Source organism: Streptomyces sp. NPDC051243 (assembly GCF_044455405.1).
In the GTDB taxonomy this organism is placed as follows: Bacteria; Actinomycetota; Actinomycetes; order Streptomycetales; family Streptomycetaceae; genus Streptomyces.
Window position 1 is genome coordinate 204187 of sequence record NZ_JBITES010000001.1, and the last position, 19543, is coordinate 223729.

The following is a 19543-nucleotide window of genomic DNA, read 5'->3' on the forward strand; positions in this document are numbered from 1 at the left end:
AGGCCCGTCACGGTGCGTGCTGCGGTGCGGTCAGGGCATGACCGCCGTCATCGCACGGGCACCGCGAGGTACTGGTACTCCAGGAACTCGTCGATCCCCACCCGGCCGCCCTCGCGGCCGAGCCCGGACTGCTTGACGCCGCCGAAGGGTGCGGCCGGGTTGGATACAAGACCCGTGTTCAGCCCCACCATGCCCACCTCCAGCCGCTCGCTCACCCGCAGGGCACGGTCGAGGCCCTCGGTGAAGACGTAGCCGACCAGGCCCCAGGGCGTGTCGTTGGCCCGGCGGATCACCTCGTCCTCGTCGTCGAAGGTGAGGATCGCGGCGACCGGGCCGAAGATCTCCGTGTCCATCAGGCGACTGCCGGGATCGACGTCGGCCAGCACGGTCGGCGGGTAGAAGCAGCCGGGGCCTTCGGGTGTACGGCCTCCTACGAGCACCTGCGCCCCACGCTCCACCGCGTCGGCGACCAGCTCCTCCACCTTGGCGCGGCCCCTCCGGTCGATCAGGGGGCCGACGTCGACGCCGTCCCGGGTGCCCGGACCGACGACCAGCTCGCCCATACGCTCGGCCAGCCGCCGTCCGAACTCCTGCGCCACCGACCGGTGCACGAAGAAGCGGTTGGCGGCCGTGCAGGCCTCGCCCATGTTGCGCATCTTGGCGACCATCGCGCCGTCCACGGCCTTGTCCAGGTCGGCGTCCTCGAAGACGATGAACGGCGCGTTGCCGCCCAGCTCCATCGAGGTCCGTACGACAGCCTCCGCGCTCTGGGCGAGGAGCAGCTGCCCGACGGCCGTGGAGCCGGTGAAGGAGAGCTTGCGAATCCGCCCGCCGCGCAGGAGCGGTTCGCAGACCTCCCCCGCACGGGAGGTGGTGACGACGTTCAGCACGCCGTCCGGCAGCCCGGCCTCCTTGAGGATCGCGGCGAGAGCAAGGCTGGAGAGAGGGGTCTGCGGGGCGGGCTTGAGCACCATCGTGCAGCCGGCCGCGACGGCCGGGCCGATCTTGCGGGTGCCCATGGCCAGCGGGAAGTTCCACGGGGTGATCAGCAGACAGGGGCCGACCGGGCGGCGGGAGAGCAGCATGCGGTTGCGGCCGTCCGGCAGGGTGGCGAGGCCACCGTCGATACGGACGGCCTCCTCGGAGAACCACCGGAAGAACTCGGCCGCGTACGCGACCTCTCCCCTGGCCTCGGCGAGCGGCTTGCCCATCTCGGCCGTCATCAGGTGGGCGAGCTCGTCGGTGCGCTCGACGATGATCTCGTAGGCGCGGCGCAGGATCTCGCTGCGCACCCGGGGCGCCGTACGTGCCCACTCCTCCTGCGCCTGCACGGCCGCTTCCTCGGCGAGCTTCGCGTCCTTGGGGCCGGCGTCGGCGACGTGGCAGAGGATCTCGCCGGTGGCGGGGTCGTCGACGGGCATGGTGGCGCCGTCCGCGGCGTCCACCCAGGCACCGCCGATGAACAACTGCGTGGGTGTGTCGGTCATGAGTTCTCTCCTGGTTGTCCGGGTCGGTCGGCGGCGGGGTCGAGCAGTTCCGCCAGGTGCAGGGCGCGGATGCCCCGGTCTCCGGCGAGGTGGTCGATCTGGGTGGCGCAGCTGAAGCCGTCGGCCACGACGACCGTCGGCGTGGCCCCGTCGACGGTGTCGATGTCGTCGAGGCGCGGCTTCAGGGCCAGGTCGGCGACGGCCATCGAGGTGTCGTAGTGCTGTGCCTCGAAGCCGAAGTTCCCGGCGAGTCCGCAGCACCCCTCGGCCTCGTCGACCTGGCGTACGCCGAGGCGGCTGAGAAGGTCGCGAGGGTGGCGACCCTTGAAGGTGGCGTACTCGTGGCAGTGGGTCTGCAGGACGACGTTGTCCGGCAACTCCGGTGGCGTCCAGCCGGGGGCGGCGAGATCGATCAGGGCCCCGGTGAGGGTGTGGACCCGGGCCGCGACGCGCCGGGCGGCGTCGGTGCCGAGGAGTTCGGGCACGTCACGCTTGAGCGCTGCGGCGCAGCTGGGTTCGGCCACGACGATGGGCAGGTCGTCGCCGTTGTCCAGGCGGTCGACCGTGCGGGCCATGATGCGGCGCGCGCGGGACAACTGTCCGGTGCTCACCCAGGTCAGGCCACAGCACAGATCCTCCTCCGCCGTGCAGGGGAGGCCTGCGTCGGCGAGTACGCGGCCGGCCGCTCCGGCGACCTCGGGGCGGAAGGCGCGGGTGAAACTGTCGACGAACAGCAGCGTCTTGGCCGGTTCGCCGGTCGTTGCCGTGCGCACGGCCCGGCGCAGCGAGCGCCGGGAGGCGAAGGCGGGGATCCGGCGCTTCGTGGTCACGCCGCCCAGGCGCGCGAGCAGCTTTCCGAGGGGGCCGCGCAGCAGCGCGTTCACCGGGCGGGCCGCGTATCCGGCGAGCTTGGACGTCAGGGGCAGCCAGCCCAGCGAGTAGTGGGAGCGGGGCCGGATCCTCCCCTTGTAGTGCTGGTGCAGGAACTCCGCCTTGTACGTGGCCATGTCGACGCCTACCGGACAGTCGCTGGAGCAGGCCTTGCAGGACAGGCACAGGTCGAGGGCGTCACGCACCTCCGTGGAGCGCCAGCCGTCCTGGACGGTCCCGCCCCGCACCATCTCCTGGAGCAGACGGGCCCGGCCACGGGTCGAGTCGTTCTCCTCCCCCGTGGCCCGGTAGCTCGGGCACATCACGCCACCCGCGTCGCTACGGCAGCGGCCGACCCCGACACAGCGGCGTACGGCGCCCGCGAAGCCGTCCTCGTCGTGCGGGAAGGAGAACAGGGTCTCGACGGGCAACACGTCAGAGGACGTGTGCAGCGCCAGGTCGGCATCGAGGCGGGCCGGGGCCACGATGACGCCGGGGTTGAGCAGACCCGCGGGGTCGAAGATCTCCTTGAAGGCGGCGAACGCCCGGATCATGCGGTGGCTGTACATGACCTCCAGCAGCTCGCCGCGGGCCCGCCCGTCGCCGTGTTCGCCCGACAGGGTTCCGCCGTGCTCGACGACCAGGGCGGCGGCTTCGGAGAGGAACCGGCGGGTGGCGGCCCGCCCCGAGTCCGTGGCGAGGTCGAAGTCGATTCGTACGTGGACGCAGCCCGCGCCGAAGTGCCCGTACAGCACGCCGGTCAGCCCGTGGGCGGCCAGCAGCTTGCGGAAGCCGCGCAGGTAGGCGGCCAGGTGCTCGGGCGCGACCGCCGCGTCCTCCCAGCCGGGCCAGGACTCCCCGCCGTCGACGAGTCGGGCGGCGAGCCCTGCCCCGTCCTCACGGACCCGCCACAGCGAGCGCCGTTCGGCCGGGCTGTGCACGACCCGCCCACCGGTCATCCGGCCACGGGCCTTGAGTACGTCCAGCAATTCGTCGGCGCGGGCGTCGACGGCCGCCTGGTCGTCGCCGTCGAGCTCGACATACAGCCAGGCGCGCCCTTCCGGCAGCCCGGTGACGGAGTCCGGACCGCGCCGGGCCCGCATGGTGGCGACGATCGCCTCGTCCATGCCCTCCACGGCGGTGGGATTCCAGCGGAGGATCTCGGGCACGTCCTCGGCGGCGTCGACGACGTCGTCGTACCCGAGGGTGAGGAGGGTGGAAGCCTGTGCGGTCGCCACCAGGCGGACCGTCGCCGCGGTGACGACCGCACAGGAGCCCTCGGTGCCCACCAGGGCGCGAGCCATGTCGAAGCCGTGCTCGGGCAGCAGGTGGTGCAGCTGGTAGCCGGAGACCTGACGCGGAATACGGCCCAGTTCGGTGCGGATCGGCGCCAGATCGGCCTCGATCAGGCGGCGTACGTCCGCTTCGAGGCGGGCGACCCGCTCGACCGCGTCCGTGTCGTTCGGGTCGGCGGCGCGCAGGCCGGTGCGGTCGGCGACGGCCCGCACGCCGTCGGCCGTCACGATCTCCAGCTCCTCGATGTGGCTGCTCGTGCGCCCGTGCCGCACCGACCGGTTGCCGCAGGCGTCATTGCCGATCATGCCGCCGAGGGTGCAGCGGCTGTGCGAGGACGGGTCGGGGCCGAAGGTGAGTCCGTGCAGTGCGGTCGCGCTGCGCAGCGCGTCCAGGATCACTCCGGCCTCGACGCGTGCGGTGCGTTCCTGCGGGTCGATGTGCAGGATCTGGTTCATGTACCGCGAGAAGTCCAGGACGACGCCCGGCCCGACCGCGTTGCCCGCCATGCTGGTGCCGCCGCCGCGCGCGGTGACGGGAACACCTGCCTCGCGGCAGGCCCGCAGCACCGCGACGACGTCGTCGGCGCTGCGGGGAAAGACCACGGCCCTCGGCGGGACCCGGTAGTTGGAGGCGTCGTAGGCGTAGAGGCCGGTGGAGCCGGGGCCGGTCTCCACCCGCAGGCCGGGCGCGGTCTCGGCGAGCCGCGCGACCAGCGCCTCCAGGGCCGTGGCGGTGTCCGTCATCGCCCTGCCGCTCCCGAGGTGCCGGCCTCGACGGCGGTCGCCCACGCCTGGAGGCCCTCGTCCACCGCCGTCTCGTCGATGACGAGCGCCGGGATCATGCGTACGACCTGGTTCCAGGCACCGCACAGCAGCAGGAGCAGGCCCTCGTCGACGGCGGCACGCTGCACGCGGGCGGCGGTCTCGGGGTCGGGGCTGCCGTCCTCGGTGACGAACTCGGTGGCGAGCATGAGGCCGAGGCCGCGCACGTCGCCGATGCCCGGCGTCCGGTCGGCCACCGCCTCCAGGCCCTGGCGCAGCCGCTTGCCCATCGCCTCGGCGTTCTCGACGAGCTTCTCGTCGCGTACGACGTCCAGGGTGGCGCAGGCCGCGGCGCAGGCGACGGCGTTGGCGCCGTACGTGCCGCCCTGCGAACCGGGCCACGCCTTGCTCATCAGCTCCTCGGAGGCGGCGATCCCGGACAGCGGGAACCCGCTGGCCAGGCCCTTGGCGGTGACGAGGATGTCGGGTGTGACGCCGAAGTGGTCGTGGCCCCAGAAGCGGCCGGTGCGGCCGACGCCCGTCTGCACCTCGTCGAGGATGAGGAGGAATCCGTGGCGGTCCGCCCGCTCCCGCAGGCCCTCCATGAAGGCCCGGTTCGCGGGGACGTAGCCGCCCTCGCCGAGGACCGGCTCGACGATGATCGCGGCCGTGTCGGCGGGCGAGGAGATCGTCTGGAGCGTGTAGTCCAGTTCCTTCAGGGCGAAGCGGGTCGCGGTCTCCTCGTCCCAGCCGTAGCGGTAGGCCGACGGGAAGGGGGTGACGACGACACCGCTCATCAGCGGGGAGAAGCCGGAGCGGAAGCGGGTGCCGGAGGTCGTCATGGAGGCGGCGGCGACCGTACGGCCGTGGAAGCCGCCGTGGCAGACGACGACGTTCGGGCGGCCGGTGGCCTGGCGGGCCAGCCGCAGCGCGGCCTCCACCGCCTCGCTGCCGGAGTTGGTGAAGAACAGGCTGTCCAGGCCGGCCGGCAACACCTCGCCGAGCTTGTCGACCAGGCGGCGCAGCGGCTGGTGCATGACCGTCGTGTACTGGCCGTGGATCAGCGTGCCCACCTGCTCCTGCGCCGCCGCGACGACCTTGGGGTGGCAGTGCCCGGTGCTGGTGACGCCGATGCCGGCGGTGAAGTCGAGGTAGCGGCGGCCGTCCTGGTCGAAGAGGTGGACGCCCTCGCCCCGGGCCGCCACCACGGGCGTGGCCTGGCGAAGGTGCGGCGACAGTGCGGTCATGTTCGTCTCCCGGCCTCGGTGTTCGGTCTGCTGCGGTTCTGCGTCGGTTCTGCTGTGGTTGTGCTGGTGTTCTGCTGCGGTCTGACGAGCATCTCGGGGGACCGGGGCCGCGCCAACGCGCGATCTGTCCGGCCGGGACGCGGTATCCGGACGTTGTGTCAGGCGTGCCGGGCCCTCACCCCCGCCCCTCCGCCTCGCAGCTGCCGTCTCCGGGCTCTTGCGCAGGTCAGCGACGCTTGTCAGAGTGACGGGGCACTTCCCCAAGCTCGTGGCTTCACCGGAGCCGGGACCCCCCATGGAGGCACCGTGAGCGAGAACCACCCCACGGCTCCGGGGCCGGGCGCCGACGGCCCCGAGGCCTGCGTGCCGAGCCGCGACGTGAACACCGCCGGCCGCCCGCTCACCGTGGCCGACGTGCTGGCCCTTCCCGTCCTGGCCGCCGGACAGCCGCAGGTGGTCACCGGCTTGTCGCGGCTCGACCGGCCCGTCCGCTGGGTCCACATCACCGAACTGACCGACCCCGCCTCCTTCCTGAAGGGCGGCGAACTCGTCCTGACCACCGGCATGCCTCTGCCCGAGGAGCCGGCCGGCGTACGCCGTTACGTCGACGAACTCGCCGACGTCGGCGCGGCGGCCCTGGTCATCGAACTGGTCCGCCGCTACCACCGCCCGCCCGAGCCCCTGGTCCACGCCTGCGAGGTCCGCGGGCTGCCCCTCGTCACCCTGGCCAAGGACGTCAACTTCCTGGAGGTCACCCAGGTCGTCCACGCGTTCATCCTCGGCAACCAGGCCGAGGTGATGCGGCGGACCCAGCGCGTCCACGAGGCGTTCACCGCGCTCACCCTGCGCGGCGCCGGGCCCGAGGACGTCGTACGCGCCGCCGCCGAGATGAGCGGCCACACCGTTGTCCTGGAGAACCTGGTCCACCAGGCACTCGTCTGCGAGCCTTCCGGTGACACGGCCGGGGCAGCGCTCACCTCCTGGGAACAGCGCTCCCGAGCGACACCGCCCGCCGACCACACCACCGTCTCCGGCCCCGAGGGCTGGCTGGTGGCACCCGTGGAGTACCAGGGCGAACGCTGGGGCAGGGTGGCCATGCTCCCGCCCCCGCCCGGCCCGGCCGCTCACTCGCCCTTCGGCCCGTTCGGTCCGGAAGCCGTCACGGTCCTGGAGAGAACCGCGATGGCCCTCACTATCGCCCGTCTCACCCACCCCACGCCCTGGGAACGCGCCGCACACCGCAGCGTGCTGCGCGACCTCGTCGAGCAGCGCCACCGCTCGCCCGCCGACGCCGAGGCCCGGATCGCCGCGCTGGGCCTGCCCACGGCGGACTCCCGCTTCATCGCCGTACTCGCGGACGTCCCCTGCGAGGACGACACGGCCAAGGCCGAGGAACTCCTCTCCGAGGAGCTGAAGAAGAAGGGAACACAGGCCCTCGTCGGCCTCCTCGGACCGACCCGCGTCGGCGTTCTCCTGTCCCTGCGTCCCGAGCAACCGTGGCGACCCGTCGTCGAGCACCTGAGCCGCACCGCACTCGACCTGGTTCCCGGGACAACGGTGAGCACGGGCGGCGAGGCGACAGACCTCCCCGCCGTCGCCCGCTCCTTCCGCGAGGCGACCCGCGTCGCCGAAGCCACCGAGCCCGGCCAGCCGCTCCCCCCGGACCGCTCCTACCACGAACGATCCGACATCGGCCTGCGCCGCCTCCTCTTCGCCCTCCGCGAAGACACCCGGATCCAGGACTACGCCGAACGCCGGCTCGGCCGACTCGCCGACCACGACGCCCGCCACGGCACGGACCTGCTGACCACCCTGCGCCACTACCTGGACGCCGCAGGCAACAAGACCGTGGCCGCCCGCTCCGGCGGCCTGTCCCGCGAGACCGTCTACCAACGCCTGCGCATCATCGAGCGGATCCTCGACTGCGACCTCGAGTCCGGCGAACAGCGCACCGAACTGCACGTGGCACTCACGGCCCTCGATGTCCTGCGGGTCCGCTGAGGTCTGTTCCGGTCAGTGCCCTTCCACCGTATTGGTGTACAAGCCACGATCCTGATCGGTCGGCCTTCCGGGCAACCGCCGCGTACGTGCCCGCGCTTACCGCAGCTGCTGCTCATCGCGGCCGGTTTCGGGGTCGTGGCCGCCGCCCGCACCTGGGACTCCCGGCCCGTGCCGTGGCTTCTCCTCGCCGCCGTACCGGCCCTTGCGGTGGGTCTGCTGCCTGGGTGGGCGAATCGCCCTACGACACAGCAGATCGGCATGCCGTGTGGTCGTTGTGGCATGGAGCAGGTGACAGGCACAGAAGCGAGGCTCTGAGCAGCCGCACCGTGAAGGCGGCGGACTGTGAAGGAGCGATCTCATGGGCCGATACGATCTCGCCCTCATCGGATTCGGCGGCGTCAATCGCGCGCTTACCGAGCTCATATCCCGGAGCGGGGATCGTCTGGCCGGGGAACTGGATTTCGCCCTGCGAGTGGTGGCGATCACCGATCTGCGGGCCGGTTCCCTGGTGGACACCGCCGACATCGATCTGACACCGCTACTGACCGCCGAGCCCGGGGAGTTGAGCTTCGCGGGCCTTGCCGGCGGCAGCGCTGTTCCGCGCAACGAGTGGGTGATCCGCGAGGTGCCGGCCGACATCGTCGTGGAGGCGACGTTCACCAACCCCACCGACGGCGAGCCCACCCTCACCCATGTGCGCTGGGCCCTGGAATCGGGCAAGCACGTGTGCACCACCGACAAGGGACCGGTCGCGCTCGCCGGCCGGGCGCTGATGCGACTGGCCGTCGAGCGTGGTGTCAGCTTCGAGTTCGAGGGCTCGGTACTCAGCGGTACCCCCGTCCTGCGCACCGCCGAGCCATGTTCGGCGGCCTGGAGATCACCGGCGTCCAGGACAATCATGAACGGCACCTCGAACTACATCCGTGCGGAGCACCGGGACCTCCGCAACACAGGCGATCAATCAGCAAGAGGTCGTGCGCAGCTGAGGCTGCCATTCGCCCAATTCAGCGATGGCGCCAACCTCGTGGTGCAGGGCGGGCTGCTGGAGAGGGAAGAGGCGACGGCGCTGCTCACCCTGTTGCCGTAGAACTCCGCCCTTCTCGCGGGCGGTTGACGACGCTGGACAGGGTGAGCGCGGTGACCGTGTCCCGTACGGATGATGTCGAAGTCGCCACTGAGGATCTCGCAGATGACGACCTCGGGGATGCCTTTGAGGGCGGCCAGGACGTCGCCGCCGCGCATGCGGTCCTGCCGGTAGACGAGGACCAGCGCCGAGACGACAACACCGGTGTCCTCACCCGCGCGGACAATGGTGCAGCCGGCGATGTGGCCCTGACGCTCCAACCGTTCGATGCGCTGGCGCACCGCATTGCGGGACAGCAGCTGATCAGAGGCGGCAGCGCAACGCGTGTGTCGAGCCTCTGGATGCCGGGCGTGGCTGTGCACCTTATGTGTACGCCGACAAGGCGTCTGTGTACGCCGACAAGGCGTCAGCCCGGTGAGGAAGAGCCGAGGCTCCCACCGGGCTGCCGTGGCAGCTTGACGCCCCAGACACCTGCTCAGCTTTTGCAGGATGCCCCTTGCCGTCGATGACCAAGCACTGCGAGGCAGGCACCAGCGGCGGGAACTGCTTCACAGCACCGTCCTGCCGAAGATCGGTCCCGGCGGCCAGGCCGGCGGTATCAAGGCCGCCGCCGGAGACTGGCCACCCGGGGCGGATTTGGCCGCGCCCCAGTGGACGTCGCGGAACGGATCATCATCCCGGTCACTGGTCACCCGGCCGGCACACGGGCGAGGCCTGCGCTCGAGTCCGCCTTGCTCAGGTGTTGAAGCCGGGCATGGACAGGTACTTGAGCTGCTGGTACTCGTGTAGACCCTCGGGTCCACCTTCGCGGCCCAGACCGGACTGCTTGATCCCGCCGAAGGGTGCCGCGACCTCGGAGACCAAGCCGCGGTTGATGCCGACCATGCCGGCCTGCAGACGGGCGGCGACCCGGCGGGCGCGGTCGATGTGGGACGTCATCACGTACGAAGCGAGGCCGTGCTCGGTGTTGTTGGCCACCGCTATGGCCTCGGCCTCGGTGGAGAACCGGTGGATGGCGGCGACAGGTCCGAAGACCTCCTCGTGCATGATCGCGGCGTCGGCGGGGACGTGGTCCAGCACGGTCGGGGCTGCGTAGTGGCCTGGCCCGTCAGGGATGTCCGCCTTGCCGATGACGACGGCACCACGGGCCACGGCGTCCTCGACGAGGTGGCGGACCTTGTCCACCGCACGGTGGTCGGCCAGCGGACCGAGCTCAGTGTCCTCCCGGTCCGGAGAGCCCACCCGGATGGCGGCCATCCGCTCGCCCATGGCAGCGGCGAACGCGTCGGCGATTCCCTCCTGGACCAGGAACCGGTTGGCGCCGACACAGGACTGGCCTCCCAGCCGCATCTTCGCGATCATCGCTTCGCGGACCGCTAGGTCGAGGTCGGCGTCGTCGAAGACCAGGAACGGCGCGTTGCCGCCCAGCTCCATCGAGGTGCGCAGCACCCGGGCACCACTCTGCTGAAGCAGCAGCCTGCCGACCGGCGTGGACCCGGTGAAGGACAGCTTGCGCAGCCGGGGGTCGGCCAGCAGAGCCGTGCTGACCCCTGCCGCGTCGTTGCTGGGGATCACGGTCAGGACACCCGCGGGCGCGCCGGCCTCACGCGCCAACTCACCCAGCACCAGGGAGGACAGCGGGGTGAGCGCGGCCGGCTTGAGCACGGCGGTGCAGCCTGCGGCGAGGGCGGCTGCGGCCTTGCGGGCGGCCATGGCCAGCGGGACGTTCCATGGAGTGATCAGCAGGCAGGGCCCGACCGGTTCGGCCACGGTGACGATGTGACTCTTGCCGTCCGGGGAGGGTGTGCTGCGCGCGTGCGGGCGGACCGCTTCCTCGGCGTACCAGCGGAAATAGGCCGCGGCGTAGTCGACCTCACCCCGGGCTTCGGTGATCGTCTTGCCGATCTCCAGGGTGATGATCCGGGCCAGACGCTCACGGTGTTCGATCAGGGAGTCGGTGAGCCGGTGCAGGACGGTCGCACGGTCCCGCGGGCTGGTGAGGGCCCACTGGTCGGCTGCCGCGGCCGCCGCGTCCAGTGCCTTGAGCGCGTCTTGTGCGCCGCAGTCGGCGACGGTGGCTATGACTTCCTCGGTTGCGGGGTTGCGCACCTCGAACGTGCGACCGCCGGCGGCGGGTTGCCAGTCGTGGGCGAGGAAGCCACGGGGGACGGATTCCAGGACTGCCGACTCCCCTGGGGGAGCGGTGAGCGTGTCAGTCATGCGCGTGGCTCTTTCGCTGATCGCAGGATGGTGTGTCGAGGGAGCACGATCGGTGGGTGGTCATACGGCCTCGCGTCCGGGGTTGGCGACGCCGACCGTGTTCTCGACCGAGAGCAGGGAGTCCTGCCGTCCGGAGCCGAGCCAGCGGACCAGGGCGACGATGCCGAGGGCGAGGATCGCGAAGGCGATGAGGATCGCGCTGACCGCTGTCACGCTGGGGTCGATCTCGAAGGTGAGCGAGTTGTAGACCTGCACCGGCAGGGTGACGGTGTCGACGGAGGAGAGGAACTGGGAGATGTAGAACTCGTCGAAGCTGGTGATGAAGGAGAAGATCGCCGCTGCGATCATGCCGGGCGCGGCCAGGGGGAAGGTGATCTTCCGGGCGATCGTCAGCCGGCCGGCGCCCATGCTGGCCGCGGCGTCCTCGAGGCGTTCGTCGATCCCGCGCAGGGTCGCGATCAGGATCAGCACCGCGATCGGCGAGGCCAGCACCGTGTGGCCGAGGGCGATGGCGATCGGGCTGCCCAGCATCGCGGCCGGCTCGAACAGCAGGAACAGGCCGAGTGCGGTGACGATCTGCGGGATGACCAGCGGGCCCAGGACCAGGGCGAAGACCGCCGAACGCAGCGGGAGTTCGCTGCGGACCAGGGCGGTCGCCGCGGTCACCCCGATGATGAGGGAGAAGACGGTGCTCAGCGCGGCGACCAGAGCGCTCAGGGTGAGGGCGGCGGGCCATTTGCTGCCGTCGGCGAACAGAGCCTTGTACCAGTTCAGCGTCCACGTCTCGGGTGGGAAGGCGGCGAAGGCGTTGTTGCTGAAGGAGGTGACGAGGATGACCACGATCGGCAGCGCCAGGAAGAGGAGGATGACGGTGGCGACCGCGGTCAGCGCCACCCGCCCGGCGAGGGTCTTGCGCAGCTCCATCATGTGGCGCTCCTCTTCTTACGGCTGGCGCCGAGCGAGGTCACGGCCTTGACCAGGAGCAGTCCGGCGAGGGTGAGGACCAGCAGGATCACGCCCTGCGCGGCCGCTCCATTCCACTGGTTCTCCTTGGTGACCTGCTGGTTGATGAGGGTGGCGATCATCGTCTGGTTGGGGCCGCCCATCAGGGCCGGGGTGATGTAGTAGCCCAGCGAGAGGATGAAACTGAGCAGCCCGGCACTGGCCAGCCCGGGGGCGACCAGCGGCAGATAGATCCGGCGGAAGATGGTCACCCTGCCTGCGCCCATGCTGGATGCGGCCGCCAGCAGCCGCCGGTCCACACCGCGCATCACGCCGTACAGCAGCAGCACGGTGTAGGGGAGCATCATCGAGGTGGTACCAATGACCACGCCAAGCTCGTTGTAGAGCAGCTGGAACGGCGCTCCGGGAACCGACATCGCGGCCAGGGACTCGTTCACCAGACCCTTGTCACCGAGCATGATGATCCAGCCGTAGGTTCGCACCAGAGCACTGACGAAGTGCGGCACGACCACGACCAGCATCGCCAGACCCGCCAGAATGGGCTTGAGCCGGCAGATCGCCTGAGCCAGAACGAACCCGAACACCAGACTCAGCACCGCTGTCTCGGCGGAGATCCGCAGCGTGGTGAACAGCACCGACAGGTTCACGCCCGTGAGCGCGTCGGCGTACCAGTGCAGGGTGAAGGAGCCGTCGGCGTCCTTCAGGCTGAGCAGCAGCGTGGAGAAGATCGGGTAGACGAACAGCACCAGCAGATAGACGACGACCGGCAGCGCGTACAGGATCCCGACCCGGGTCCGGCGCGAGGCCAACAGCTTGCGCGGACGGGCGGGAGCCGCCGCGGTGAGGGTGGCGGCCATGGCTCACCCTGCCTTTTCGTCGGCGAAGAGGTTGACGTCCTCGGGGTCCGCGCTGATTCCGACCCGCTCGCCGGCGACCGGGCCGCGGCCTGCGGGTACTTCCAGGCGCAGCAACGGCGCCTCCTTGCCGTCGACCCGCACACCCGCGCGCACCAACGTGCCCACGTAAGTCGCGGTCTCGACCGTGCCGGTACAGAAGCCGTCATCGGCGGCACAGGCCCGCAGCCGGCCCGGCTGCACCGCAACCTTCACCTCGGTGCCGGAGGGCAGGTCGTGACGGCGCGCCTTCAGCAGAGTGTCGGACTGGGTAAGGCGGACCAGGGTGTGCTCGCCGTCATGCTTGTCGATGCAGCCGGGCAGGAAGTTCGCCGCGCCGAGGAAGTCCGCCACGAACGGCGTCCTTGGCCGCTCGAACAACTCCCTCGGGGTGTCGAACTGCTCGATCAGGCCGTTGCGCATCACCGCGATACGGTCCGACATGACCAGCGCCTCTTCCTGATCGTGCGTCACATAGATGACGGTCAGGCCGAGTTCCTGCTGAATGGACTTGATCTCCACCTGAAGCTGGTCGCGGAGCTTCTTGTCCAGGGCGCCCAGCGGCTCGTCCATGAGAATGACCGGCGGGCGGTAGACCAGCGCCCGGCACAACGCCACACGCTGCTGCTGACCACCGGACAGCTCACGCGGCTTGCGGCCGCCGAACCCGGACAGGCCCGCGATCTCCAGCGTCTCCCCCACCCGACGGCGGATCTCGTCCTTGCCCACGCCCCGCAGCGTCAGCGGGAACGCGACGTTCTCACTGACCGTCATGTGCGGGAAAAGCAGGTACTGCTGGAAGACGAACCCCAGCCCCCGCTTCTGCGGCGCGAGCCGCGTGACGTCACGGTCCCCGACGGTGACGGTGCCGGAGTCGGGTTCGCAGAACCCGGCGATCATCATCAACGTCGTGGTCTTGCCCGACCCCGAGGAACCGAGGAAAGTGACGAACTCCCCCGCCGCGATCTCCATCGACGCTTCATCAACGGCGACCACGTCCCCGTACGTCTTACGCAGAGCCACCACCGACAGCGACTTGCCGGTCGCCGTGGCCGGCTTGTTGCCGGCCACCTTCACCGACGGTGCGGCGACACCGAATTCAGCCACGAGCCCACTCCAACCAGCGCTTGGTGACGGCCGATTCGTTCTTCAGCCACCAGTCGACATCCGCGTCAAAACCCTTGTCGTAGTACTTCGGCGCACCCGCGGACGCGTTGCGCTCCTCCTCCGTGAGCTTGGCGTAAGCCACCGGCGAGGAGGGGTTCGACGGGAAGAACTTGACCAGGTTGGCCTGGCTCTCCGCCCGCAACGAGAAGTCCATCAGCCGGTAGGCGGCGTCTATGTTGGCCGCGCCCTTGGCGATGGCATAGCCCGAGAACTGCCGGCGCGTACCGTTGAGCTGCCGCTCCACCGGGACACCCTGCTTCTGCAGATCGGCGAGCCGGCCGTCCCAGACGGTGGACATCGTCACCTCCTGGCGGCTGAGCAGCACACCGGGAAGCGGGCCGCTGTCCCAGAACTTCTTGATGTCGCCCCGCAGCTGGGTCAGCACCTTGAAGGCACGGTCCACATCCAGCGGGTACAGCTTGTCCATCGGGACACCGTCGGCCAGCAGCGCGAACTCCAGCTCCGGCAGGTCACCGTCCGGACTGACCATCGAACGGCCGCCCTGGAACGCCTTGGTGTCCCAGAAGTCCGCCCACGACTCCGGCTTCTTACCCCCGAACGCGTCCGTGCGGTACCCGATGCACTGGCCGTAGAAGGCGTGGCCGATGGCATGCTCAGTGATCTGGGCCTCGGGGATCTTCGCGCTCTTCACGCTCTTGACCCGGTCGAGGTCCAGCGCCTCCAGCGCGTCCTGCTTCGCATACTTGGTGTGCGACATCATCGAGTTGTTGATGAGATCGCACTGCGGCCGACCCTGCTTGATCTGCGCCAGCAGCGGAGCGTCATCCAGGTTCAGCACCTTGACGGCAATGCCGGTCTCCTGCGTGAACGGCGTATAGATCGCCTTCTGCAGCGCAGCCCCGTACGAACCACCGCTGTCACGGACGACCACCGTCTTGCCGCCCTTACCCCCACCGGCCGACACGCGGCTGGTACCGGTGCCGCAGGCGGCGAGGGAGGGAAGAGCGGCGAGGGCAGCGAGGCCGCCTGCTCCGCGCAGGAGCGCTCTACGACCGATCTGGGCATCACTCATGGCAATACTCCTCATCTGGGGACGCGTGGGACCAGCTGTGCGGGGCTTTACCTCGCGGGTGCGGGGGGGGATGGTGCAGGGTGGCGAACGCGGACAGAGCATCGCCCGCTTGCGTTGCCGATCGCCGCTGTGGGCACGTGTTCGCTGTGGATCGAAGTCCCCGACGACCTTGTCGTCGGAGCGACGCCGACTGGAGGACCGGCTGAGTAGCGGTGGGGAAGCTGGAGCCGTGACAGGCGGTGACCTGCGGAGTGGGGCGGTCCTCACCAGAGCCGCAGCGTGAGGGCTCTCGCGAGGGATGAAGCAGAGCCGGGAGTGCGGCTGAGGGGCGGGCCGAGCGGTTCATCGGCCCCGGCGACGTCGCTCAGCAGGTGACTTCGCGAGAGATCCCGAAGACGATCGGGGCGGGCATCGACGTCACATCACGGTTACGTAGATCTTGCGCACGGTTTCGATGGTCTTCCAGACGCCGACATAGCCCGGCTTCATGACGAAGCTGTCGCCGGCCTTGTAGATCACCGGCTCGCCGCCTTCGGGGGTGAGTTCGACGATGCCGGAGAGGATGTGGCAGAACTCGAAGGTCTCGCCCTTGATCGAGCGCATCTCGCCGGGCGTCGCCTCCCAGACTCCCGTATGGATCGACTCGCCACGGGCGACGTCCTGGGCCCAGGTCCGGAAAGTGGGGTTGCCGGAAATCAGGCGTTCCGGGAGCGGGCCGGACTTTCGCGGCGCGAAGGAGGGATTGGTGTCGATGGCCTTCAGGAGCGACATGTCTTTCCTTTTTGAGCTTGAGCAGTTGGTAGCCGCCGCCACGGTCCATGAGCCGTTGCCGACGTGCTCGGGCACACACTCGTGGGCGCGGCCCGTTCCCGGTGTGCGGAGGCCGGCGACACGTCGCGGCTGGTGCGGGGGTGGCCGGGTGGCCGGGTGCCTCGGATGCGGTTGCCGGCACGGGCGCACTGCGGGTGGCACCGTTCGAGTGCGGCGATTGGGGGGCGCTCGACGTGTGTTCGACCGTTCATGCCGCAATCGGCGGTCGCCCGAGGCGGAAGACGAGACGGAGAGCAGGTCGTTCAGCCCATTGCTGGTGGTGATGCCTTCCCAGCGGGGATGTTCAGAAAGCGGTGTACCCGCCGTCGACGGTCAGGACCGATCCGGTCACGTACGACGACTCCGATGATGCGAAGAAGAGCACCGCGTCAGCGACCTCTTCAGGGGTGGCGAGGCGTTGGAGCGGGATCGTGCTCTCGCGCTCGCGGCGGTAGCCCTCGGGGTCGGGCCTGCGCTGGAACGCCGCTTCGATGATCGGGGTGGCGGTCAGGCCCGGAGCGACGACGTTGACACGGATGTTGCGCGGGGCCCATTCGATCGCCGCGCCCTTGGCGAGCATGATGAGGCCCCCCTTGGCGGCGGAGTACAGGACCTGGCCGGCCATGCCGACCATGCCCAGCCGTGAACTGACGCAGACGAACGAGCCACCGGTCTCGGGCATCAGCGGTGCGAAGTGCTTCATCACCAGGAAGGCGCTGAGCAGGTTGCTCTCGAGCACGTTCTTCGCGTCGTCGAGGGCCATCTCGCTGAGCGGGCCGGCGGCCTGCAGGCCGTGGTTGAGGACGACGACGTCGACGGTGCCGAAGGACTCGGCGGCCTGCTTGGCCAGGTGCTCGACGAACGCCTCGTCGTTGAGGTCTCCGGGCACATACAGGTCGTCGGGCTGAGCGCTGTCGAGTCGCTCCCTGCGGCCGGTGAGCAGCAGTCGCGCGCCTTCGCGGCGGAAGTGGGAGCTCACGGCCTGCCCGATGCCACTGCTGGCGCCTGTCACCAGGGCCGTGACGTTGTTGAGTCTCATGTCAGGTACTCCATTACGGGGGAGATCGGTCGTCGGGTTGCGGGCTCGACCACGGCGTCTTGTCCCTGGGGGCCGCTCAGTTGAGGAATCCGCGGGCGTCGACCGGCCAGCGCTGCAGCGACGTGCCCGTGCTGTCGGTGACGATCAGCTCCTCGAAACCGAGGACTACGGGGCATACGTGGTTGGGCACCACCGGTACGACGGTGCCGACGCTGGGGCGGAACTCGCCGTCCGGCAGCGGAAGGAACCCGTGGTACTCGTTGAGCTTGGCCAGGACTGCCTTCGTGCCGGCGATGCTGCCGTAGCCGATCTCGGGGCTGCCTTCGCGGCTGAGGGCTTTGGTGCCCACATCGAGGATGACCTGGTCGGGGACCCAGTCGCTGACCACGGTGCCGGCGACGAAGAGCGCGATCTGGTCTTCCCCGCAGGAGCCCAGCCGGGCGTTGTTCAGATCGCCGAAGACGTACTCGCCGGGACGGATCTCGGTGATCACGCTGCTGGTGGAGAACTCGAGGGTGGGAGTGGAGCCGGCGCTGACCACCTCAGCGGTGACCCCGACGTCGGCGAGGCTGCGTACCGCGGTGATGAGCGCGGCCTCCTGGTCCTGCGCGGCGCGCCGGCGAACGTCCTGGCCGGCGCCACCGTGACCGGGATAGGTGAAGACGCCCACCGGCACCAGACCGCGCTTGCGGGCGGCGAGCGCGAGATCGCCCGCCACCTCGGGCGGCGCCCCGGAACGACGGGCGCCGCAGTCGACCTCGATCACGACCTGCAGCCGGTCCGGTTCGTCTCCCATCGCGTCGGCGAGGGCCTCGATCGCCGCGACGTTGTCGACGCCGACCCGCAGCCGGGCGGACTCGGCGAGCCGGCGAATCCGGGGCTTCTTCGATCCCGCGGGCCAGATCGGGTAGGCGAGGAAGATGTCGTCGAACCCGGCCGCGGCGAAGACCTCGGCCTCACCGACGTTTCCCGCGGTGATCCCGACCGCGCCGGCCTCCATCTGGCGGCGGCCGATCTCCACACACTTGTGCGTCTTGACGTGCGGCCTGACCTTGAGGTTGTGCTGGTCGGCGAAGCCCTGTATGCGGTCGATGTTGCCTTGCATGACGTCGACCAGCACGATCGGCGCGGGGGTGTCGATCCGCTCGACAAGAGCGTCTAGTGCTCGTTGCAGCCGGTTCACGCTGCCCTCCTTGTGGTTCTGCCTGGAATGATCGAGGGGCGCCCGCCCTACACAGCGGTGCAGACCATCTGGATCTCGACCGGACTGTTGAGCGGCAACCCGGCGACGCCGATCGCGGTACGAGCGTGCCGTCCGTTCTCGCCCAGCACCTCGATGAGCAGTTCACTGGCCGCGTTGGCGACGTTCGACTGCCCACCGAAGTCCGGCGTGCTGGCCACGAAGACCAGCATCTGCACGATCCTGACCCGGTCCAGGTCGCCCACCGCCTGCACAGCGGCCGCGAGCGCGTTGAGCGCGGCATGGCGCGCGAGCTCCCGCGCCGTCTCCAGGTCCACGTCCCGGCCGACAACGCCCTGACCCAGCAACTCGCCGTCGTTGTAAGGCAGTTGGCCCGAGATGTAGATGCTGGATCCCACGGTCCGGTGGTGCACGTAGTACGGGTTGTCACGGAGCCCGGGAAGGGTCAGCCCCAGGGTCTGGAGCCGATCGGAAGCCGAGTCGGTGTTCGCTGCCGAAGCCACGGACTGGCTCATCGCGGCACCTCCGCAGACCGAACAGGGCACATGCCCACGCAGTTGGCCACGAGAGCCCGCTTCACATGATTGTTGATCATCTGCACTCGGTTCTCTCCTCGAGTAACAGTGGTGACATAACGCCGTATAGCGGCTTAATACCGCCACCGTATTGTCGTTTGTCGACCATATGAGGGTCCGTCGAGCACTGTCAATACAAACTTCAGCCGCCGGTCGAGGCCACGACCCGGCTCACCTCACGACGATCGCCGTCGGCAGCGGGCTCTCGAGCGGTTGACACGGATGGTCGACCTCACGCCCGACGAGACCCCATGCCACCAGAGCGGCTCGGCCTGCCGCCCGGTTGTTCCGGCAAGAACACCGCCGGCCTTGGGGAGATACGGCAGGAAGACGACCGTGACATGGAGGCAACTCACCGACAAGCAGGGGAGGTTGACCGCGCGCTCCTGCCGATGGGCGAGTACGGCCCCCCACCCCGAGCGGCCGTGGAATCAGTTCGAGGGTGCGATGTGGCGGTTCAGGCAGACGCCGCAGTGGCGTGAGTTTTCCAGGCGAGTTCGGAACTGATCGACCGCCTGCGGGTGTTTGCAGGCCGGGAGGAAGGCCGGCCCCTTCACCACACTGCCGGAAGGCCTGATCACCGAAGTCACCTGCCAGGGCAAGACGGATTTGTCCGGCAGTCAGCGTGGACACCATGACTGTGCCAGCCCACCACGACACGCCGGGACGATCGTCGACAAAAGGACGTCATGAAGCCTTGAGGAAGCTGCCGCCGAGCAGGAACAAGCCCCGCCCCTACGGCTCTTGTCGTCCGTGGTCGCGCCTCCAGCGTGGCGCACCGAGCCGTGGCCGCGGCTGAGGCCCGGACACTGCGACAGCGATCAGAGACGGCGTCCGGACAGGCCAAGAACGCATGCCCGGACGGACAGCGGCCCCCTCGGCGACCAGTGATGCCG

Annotated in this window: 15 protein-coding genes and 1 pseudogene; 3 read left to right on the forward strand and 13 right to left on the reverse strand. The window is 69.7% G+C overall.

Going from position 1 to position 19543, the window contains the following annotated elements; translation table 11 throughout:
* Positions 1 to 47 precede the first annotated feature (47 nt).
* From ACIBAG_RS00930 to ACIBAG_RS00940, 3 genes are read right to left on the reverse strand one after another with little or no spacing between them, the layout of a single operon-like run.
* Positions 48 to 1487, reverse strand: a complete 1440-nt coding sequence (locus ACIBAG_RS00930; RefSeq protein WP_399099466.1) for an NAD-dependent succinate-semialdehyde dehydrogenase — start codon at positions 1485 to 1487, stop codon at positions 48 to 50.
* Positions 1484 to 4396: an FAD-binding and (Fe-S)-binding domain-containing protein gene (locus ACIBAG_RS00935; RefSeq protein ID WP_399099468.1), complete on the reverse strand. Its 2913-nt coding sequence runs from the start codon at positions 4394 to 4396 to the stop codon at positions 1484 to 1486. The genes ACIBAG_RS00930 and ACIBAG_RS00935 overlap by 4 nt, the downstream gene beginning before the upstream one ends.
* A complete protein-coding gene (locus ACIBAG_RS00940) occupies positions 4393 to 5661 on the reverse strand; it encodes an aspartate aminotransferase family protein (RefSeq protein ID WP_399099470.1) in 1269 nt (422 codons plus the stop codon). Before ACIBAG_RS00940 ends, ACIBAG_RS00935 begins: the two co-directional genes overlap by 4 nt.
* A gap of 306 nt (positions 5662 to 5967) precedes the next feature.
* Between ACIBAG_RS00940 and ACIBAG_RS00945 the strand changes: the two genes are divergently transcribed.
* The 3 genes from ACIBAG_RS00945 (at position 5968) to ACIBAG_RS00955 (ending at position 9255) form a co-directional block, all read left to right on the forward strand.
* Complete coding sequence (locus ACIBAG_RS00945; RefSeq protein WP_399099472.1) at positions 5968 to 7662, forward strand: PucR family transcriptional regulator; 1695 nt, start codon at positions 5968 to 5970, stop codon at positions 7660 to 7662.
* A 358-nt stretch (positions 7663 to 8020) separates the two neighbouring features.
* Positions 8021 to 8749, forward strand: a complete 729-nt coding sequence (locus ACIBAG_RS00950) for a hypothetical protein (RefSeq protein ID WP_399099474.1) — start codon at positions 8021 to 8023, stop codon at positions 8747 to 8749.
* Positions 8750 to 8790: 41 nt separating this feature from the next.
* Positions 8791 to 9255: a hypothetical protein gene (locus tag ACIBAG_RS00955; protein ID WP_399099476.1), complete on the forward strand. Its 465-nt coding sequence runs from the start codon at positions 8791 to 8793 to the stop codon at positions 9253 to 9255.
* Between the two features lie 226 nt (positions 9256 to 9481).
* On the opposite strand, the gene ACIBAG_RS00960 is transcribed toward ACIBAG_RS00955, so the two are convergent.
* The 10 genes and pseudogenes from ACIBAG_RS00960 to ACIBAG_RS01005 form a co-directional block, all read right to left on the reverse strand.
* Positions 9482 to 10966, reverse strand: a complete 1485-nt coding sequence (locus ACIBAG_RS00960) for an NAD-dependent succinate-semialdehyde dehydrogenase (protein WP_399099478.1) — start codon at positions 10964 to 10966, stop codon at positions 9482 to 9484.
* Positions 10967 to 11026: 60 nt separating this feature from the next.
* On the reverse strand, positions 11027 to 11893 hold the full coding sequence (locus tag ACIBAG_RS00965; protein ID WP_399099480.1) for an ABC transporter permease: 867 nt from the start codon (positions 11891 to 11893) through the stop codon (positions 11027 to 11029).
* Complete coding sequence (locus ACIBAG_RS00970; RefSeq protein ID WP_399099482.1) at positions 11890 to 12786, reverse strand: ABC transporter permease; 897 nt, start codon at positions 12784 to 12786, stop codon at positions 11890 to 11892. Before ACIBAG_RS00970 ends, ACIBAG_RS00965 begins: the two co-directional genes overlap by 4 nt.
* A gap of 3 nt (positions 12787 to 12789) precedes the next feature.
* The gene (locus ACIBAG_RS00975; RefSeq protein WP_399099484.1) at positions 12790 to 13929 is read right to left on the reverse strand and encodes an ABC transporter ATP-binding protein; all 1140 of its coding nucleotides are present in this window, start codon (positions 13927 to 13929) and stop codon (positions 12790 to 12792) included.
* Positions 13922 to 15022 carry an ABC transporter substrate-binding protein gene (locus tag ACIBAG_RS00980; RefSeq protein ID WP_399099486.1) on the reverse strand — a complete coding sequence of 367 codons (1101 nt, stop codon included), beginning with the start codon at positions 15020 to 15022 and terminating at the stop codon, positions 13922 to 13924. Before ACIBAG_RS00980 ends, ACIBAG_RS00975 begins: the two co-directional genes overlap by 8 nt.
* A 67-nt stretch (positions 15023 to 15089) precedes the next feature.
* Positions 15090 to 15266: pseudogene (locus ACIBAG_RS00985) on the reverse strand (transposase); the annotation flags it as partial.
* Positions 15267 to 15439: 173 nt separating this feature from the next.
* Positions 15440 to 15793, reverse strand: a complete 354-nt coding sequence (locus ACIBAG_RS00990; protein WP_399099488.1) for a cupin domain-containing protein — start codon at positions 15791 to 15793, stop codon at positions 15440 to 15442.
* A 343-nt stretch (positions 15794 to 16136) separates the two neighbouring features.
* Positions 16137 to 16871, reverse strand: coding sequence for an SDR family NAD(P)-dependent oxidoreductase (locus ACIBAG_RS00995; protein WP_399099490.1), 735 nt, complete (start codon positions 16869 to 16871; stop codon positions 16137 to 16139).
* Positions 16872 to 16947: 76 nt separating this feature from the next.
* A complete protein-coding gene (locus ACIBAG_RS01000) occupies positions 16948 to 18054 on the reverse strand; it encodes an alanine racemase (protein ID WP_399099492.1) in 1107 nt (368 codons plus the stop codon).
* Positions 18055 to 18101: 47 nt separating this feature from the next.
* Complete coding sequence (locus tag ACIBAG_RS01005; protein WP_399099494.1) at positions 18102 to 18587, reverse strand: RidA family protein; 486 nt, start codon at positions 18585 to 18587, stop codon at positions 18102 to 18104.
* Between the last annotated feature and the right edge of the window lie 956 nt (positions 18588 to 19543).

Coding starts and splice junctions, on each gene's coding strand:
- ACIBAG_RS00930 (WP_399099466.1), bottom strand. CDS start 1,487: ATGACCGACACACCCACGCAGTTGTTCATCGGCGGTGCCTGGGTGGAC.
- ACIBAG_RS00935 (WP_399099468.1), bottom strand. CDS start 4,396: ATGACGGACACCGCCACGGCCCTGGAGGCGCTGGTCGCGCGGCTCGCC.
- ACIBAG_RS00965 (WP_399099480.1), bottom strand. CDS start 11,893: ATGATGGAGCTGCGCAAGACCCTCGCCGGGCGGGTGGCGCTGACCGCG.
- ACIBAG_RS00940 (WP_399099470.1), bottom strand. CDS start 5,661: ATGACCGCACTGTCGCCGCACCTTCGCCAGGCCACGCCCGTGGTGGCG.
- ACIBAG_RS00950 (WP_399099474.1), top strand. CDS start 8,021: ATGGGCCGATACGATCTCGCCCTCATCGGATTCGGCGGCGTCAATCGC.
- ACIBAG_RS00980 (WP_399099486.1), bottom strand. CDS start 15,022: ATGAGTGATGCCCAGATCGGTCGTAGAGCGCTCCTGCGCGGAGCAGGC.
- ACIBAG_RS00990 (WP_399099488.1), bottom strand. CDS start 15,793: ATGTCGCTCCTGAAGGCCATCGACACCAATCCCTCCTTCGCGCCGCGA.
- ACIBAG_RS00960 (WP_399099478.1), bottom strand. CDS start 10,966: ATGACTGACACGCTCACCGCTCCCCCAGGGGAGTCGGCAGTCCTGGAA.
- ACIBAG_RS00995 (WP_399099490.1), bottom strand. CDS start 16,871: ATGAGACTCAACAACGTCACGGCCCTGGTGACAGGCGCCAGCAGTGGC.
- ACIBAG_RS01005 (WP_399099494.1), bottom strand. CDS start 18,587: ATGAGCCAGTCCGTGGCTTCGGCAGCGAACACCGACTCGGCTTCCGAT.
- ACIBAG_RS00970 (WP_399099482.1), bottom strand. CDS start 12,786: ATGGCCGCCACCCTCACCGCGGCGGCTCCCGCCCGTCCGCGCAAGCTG.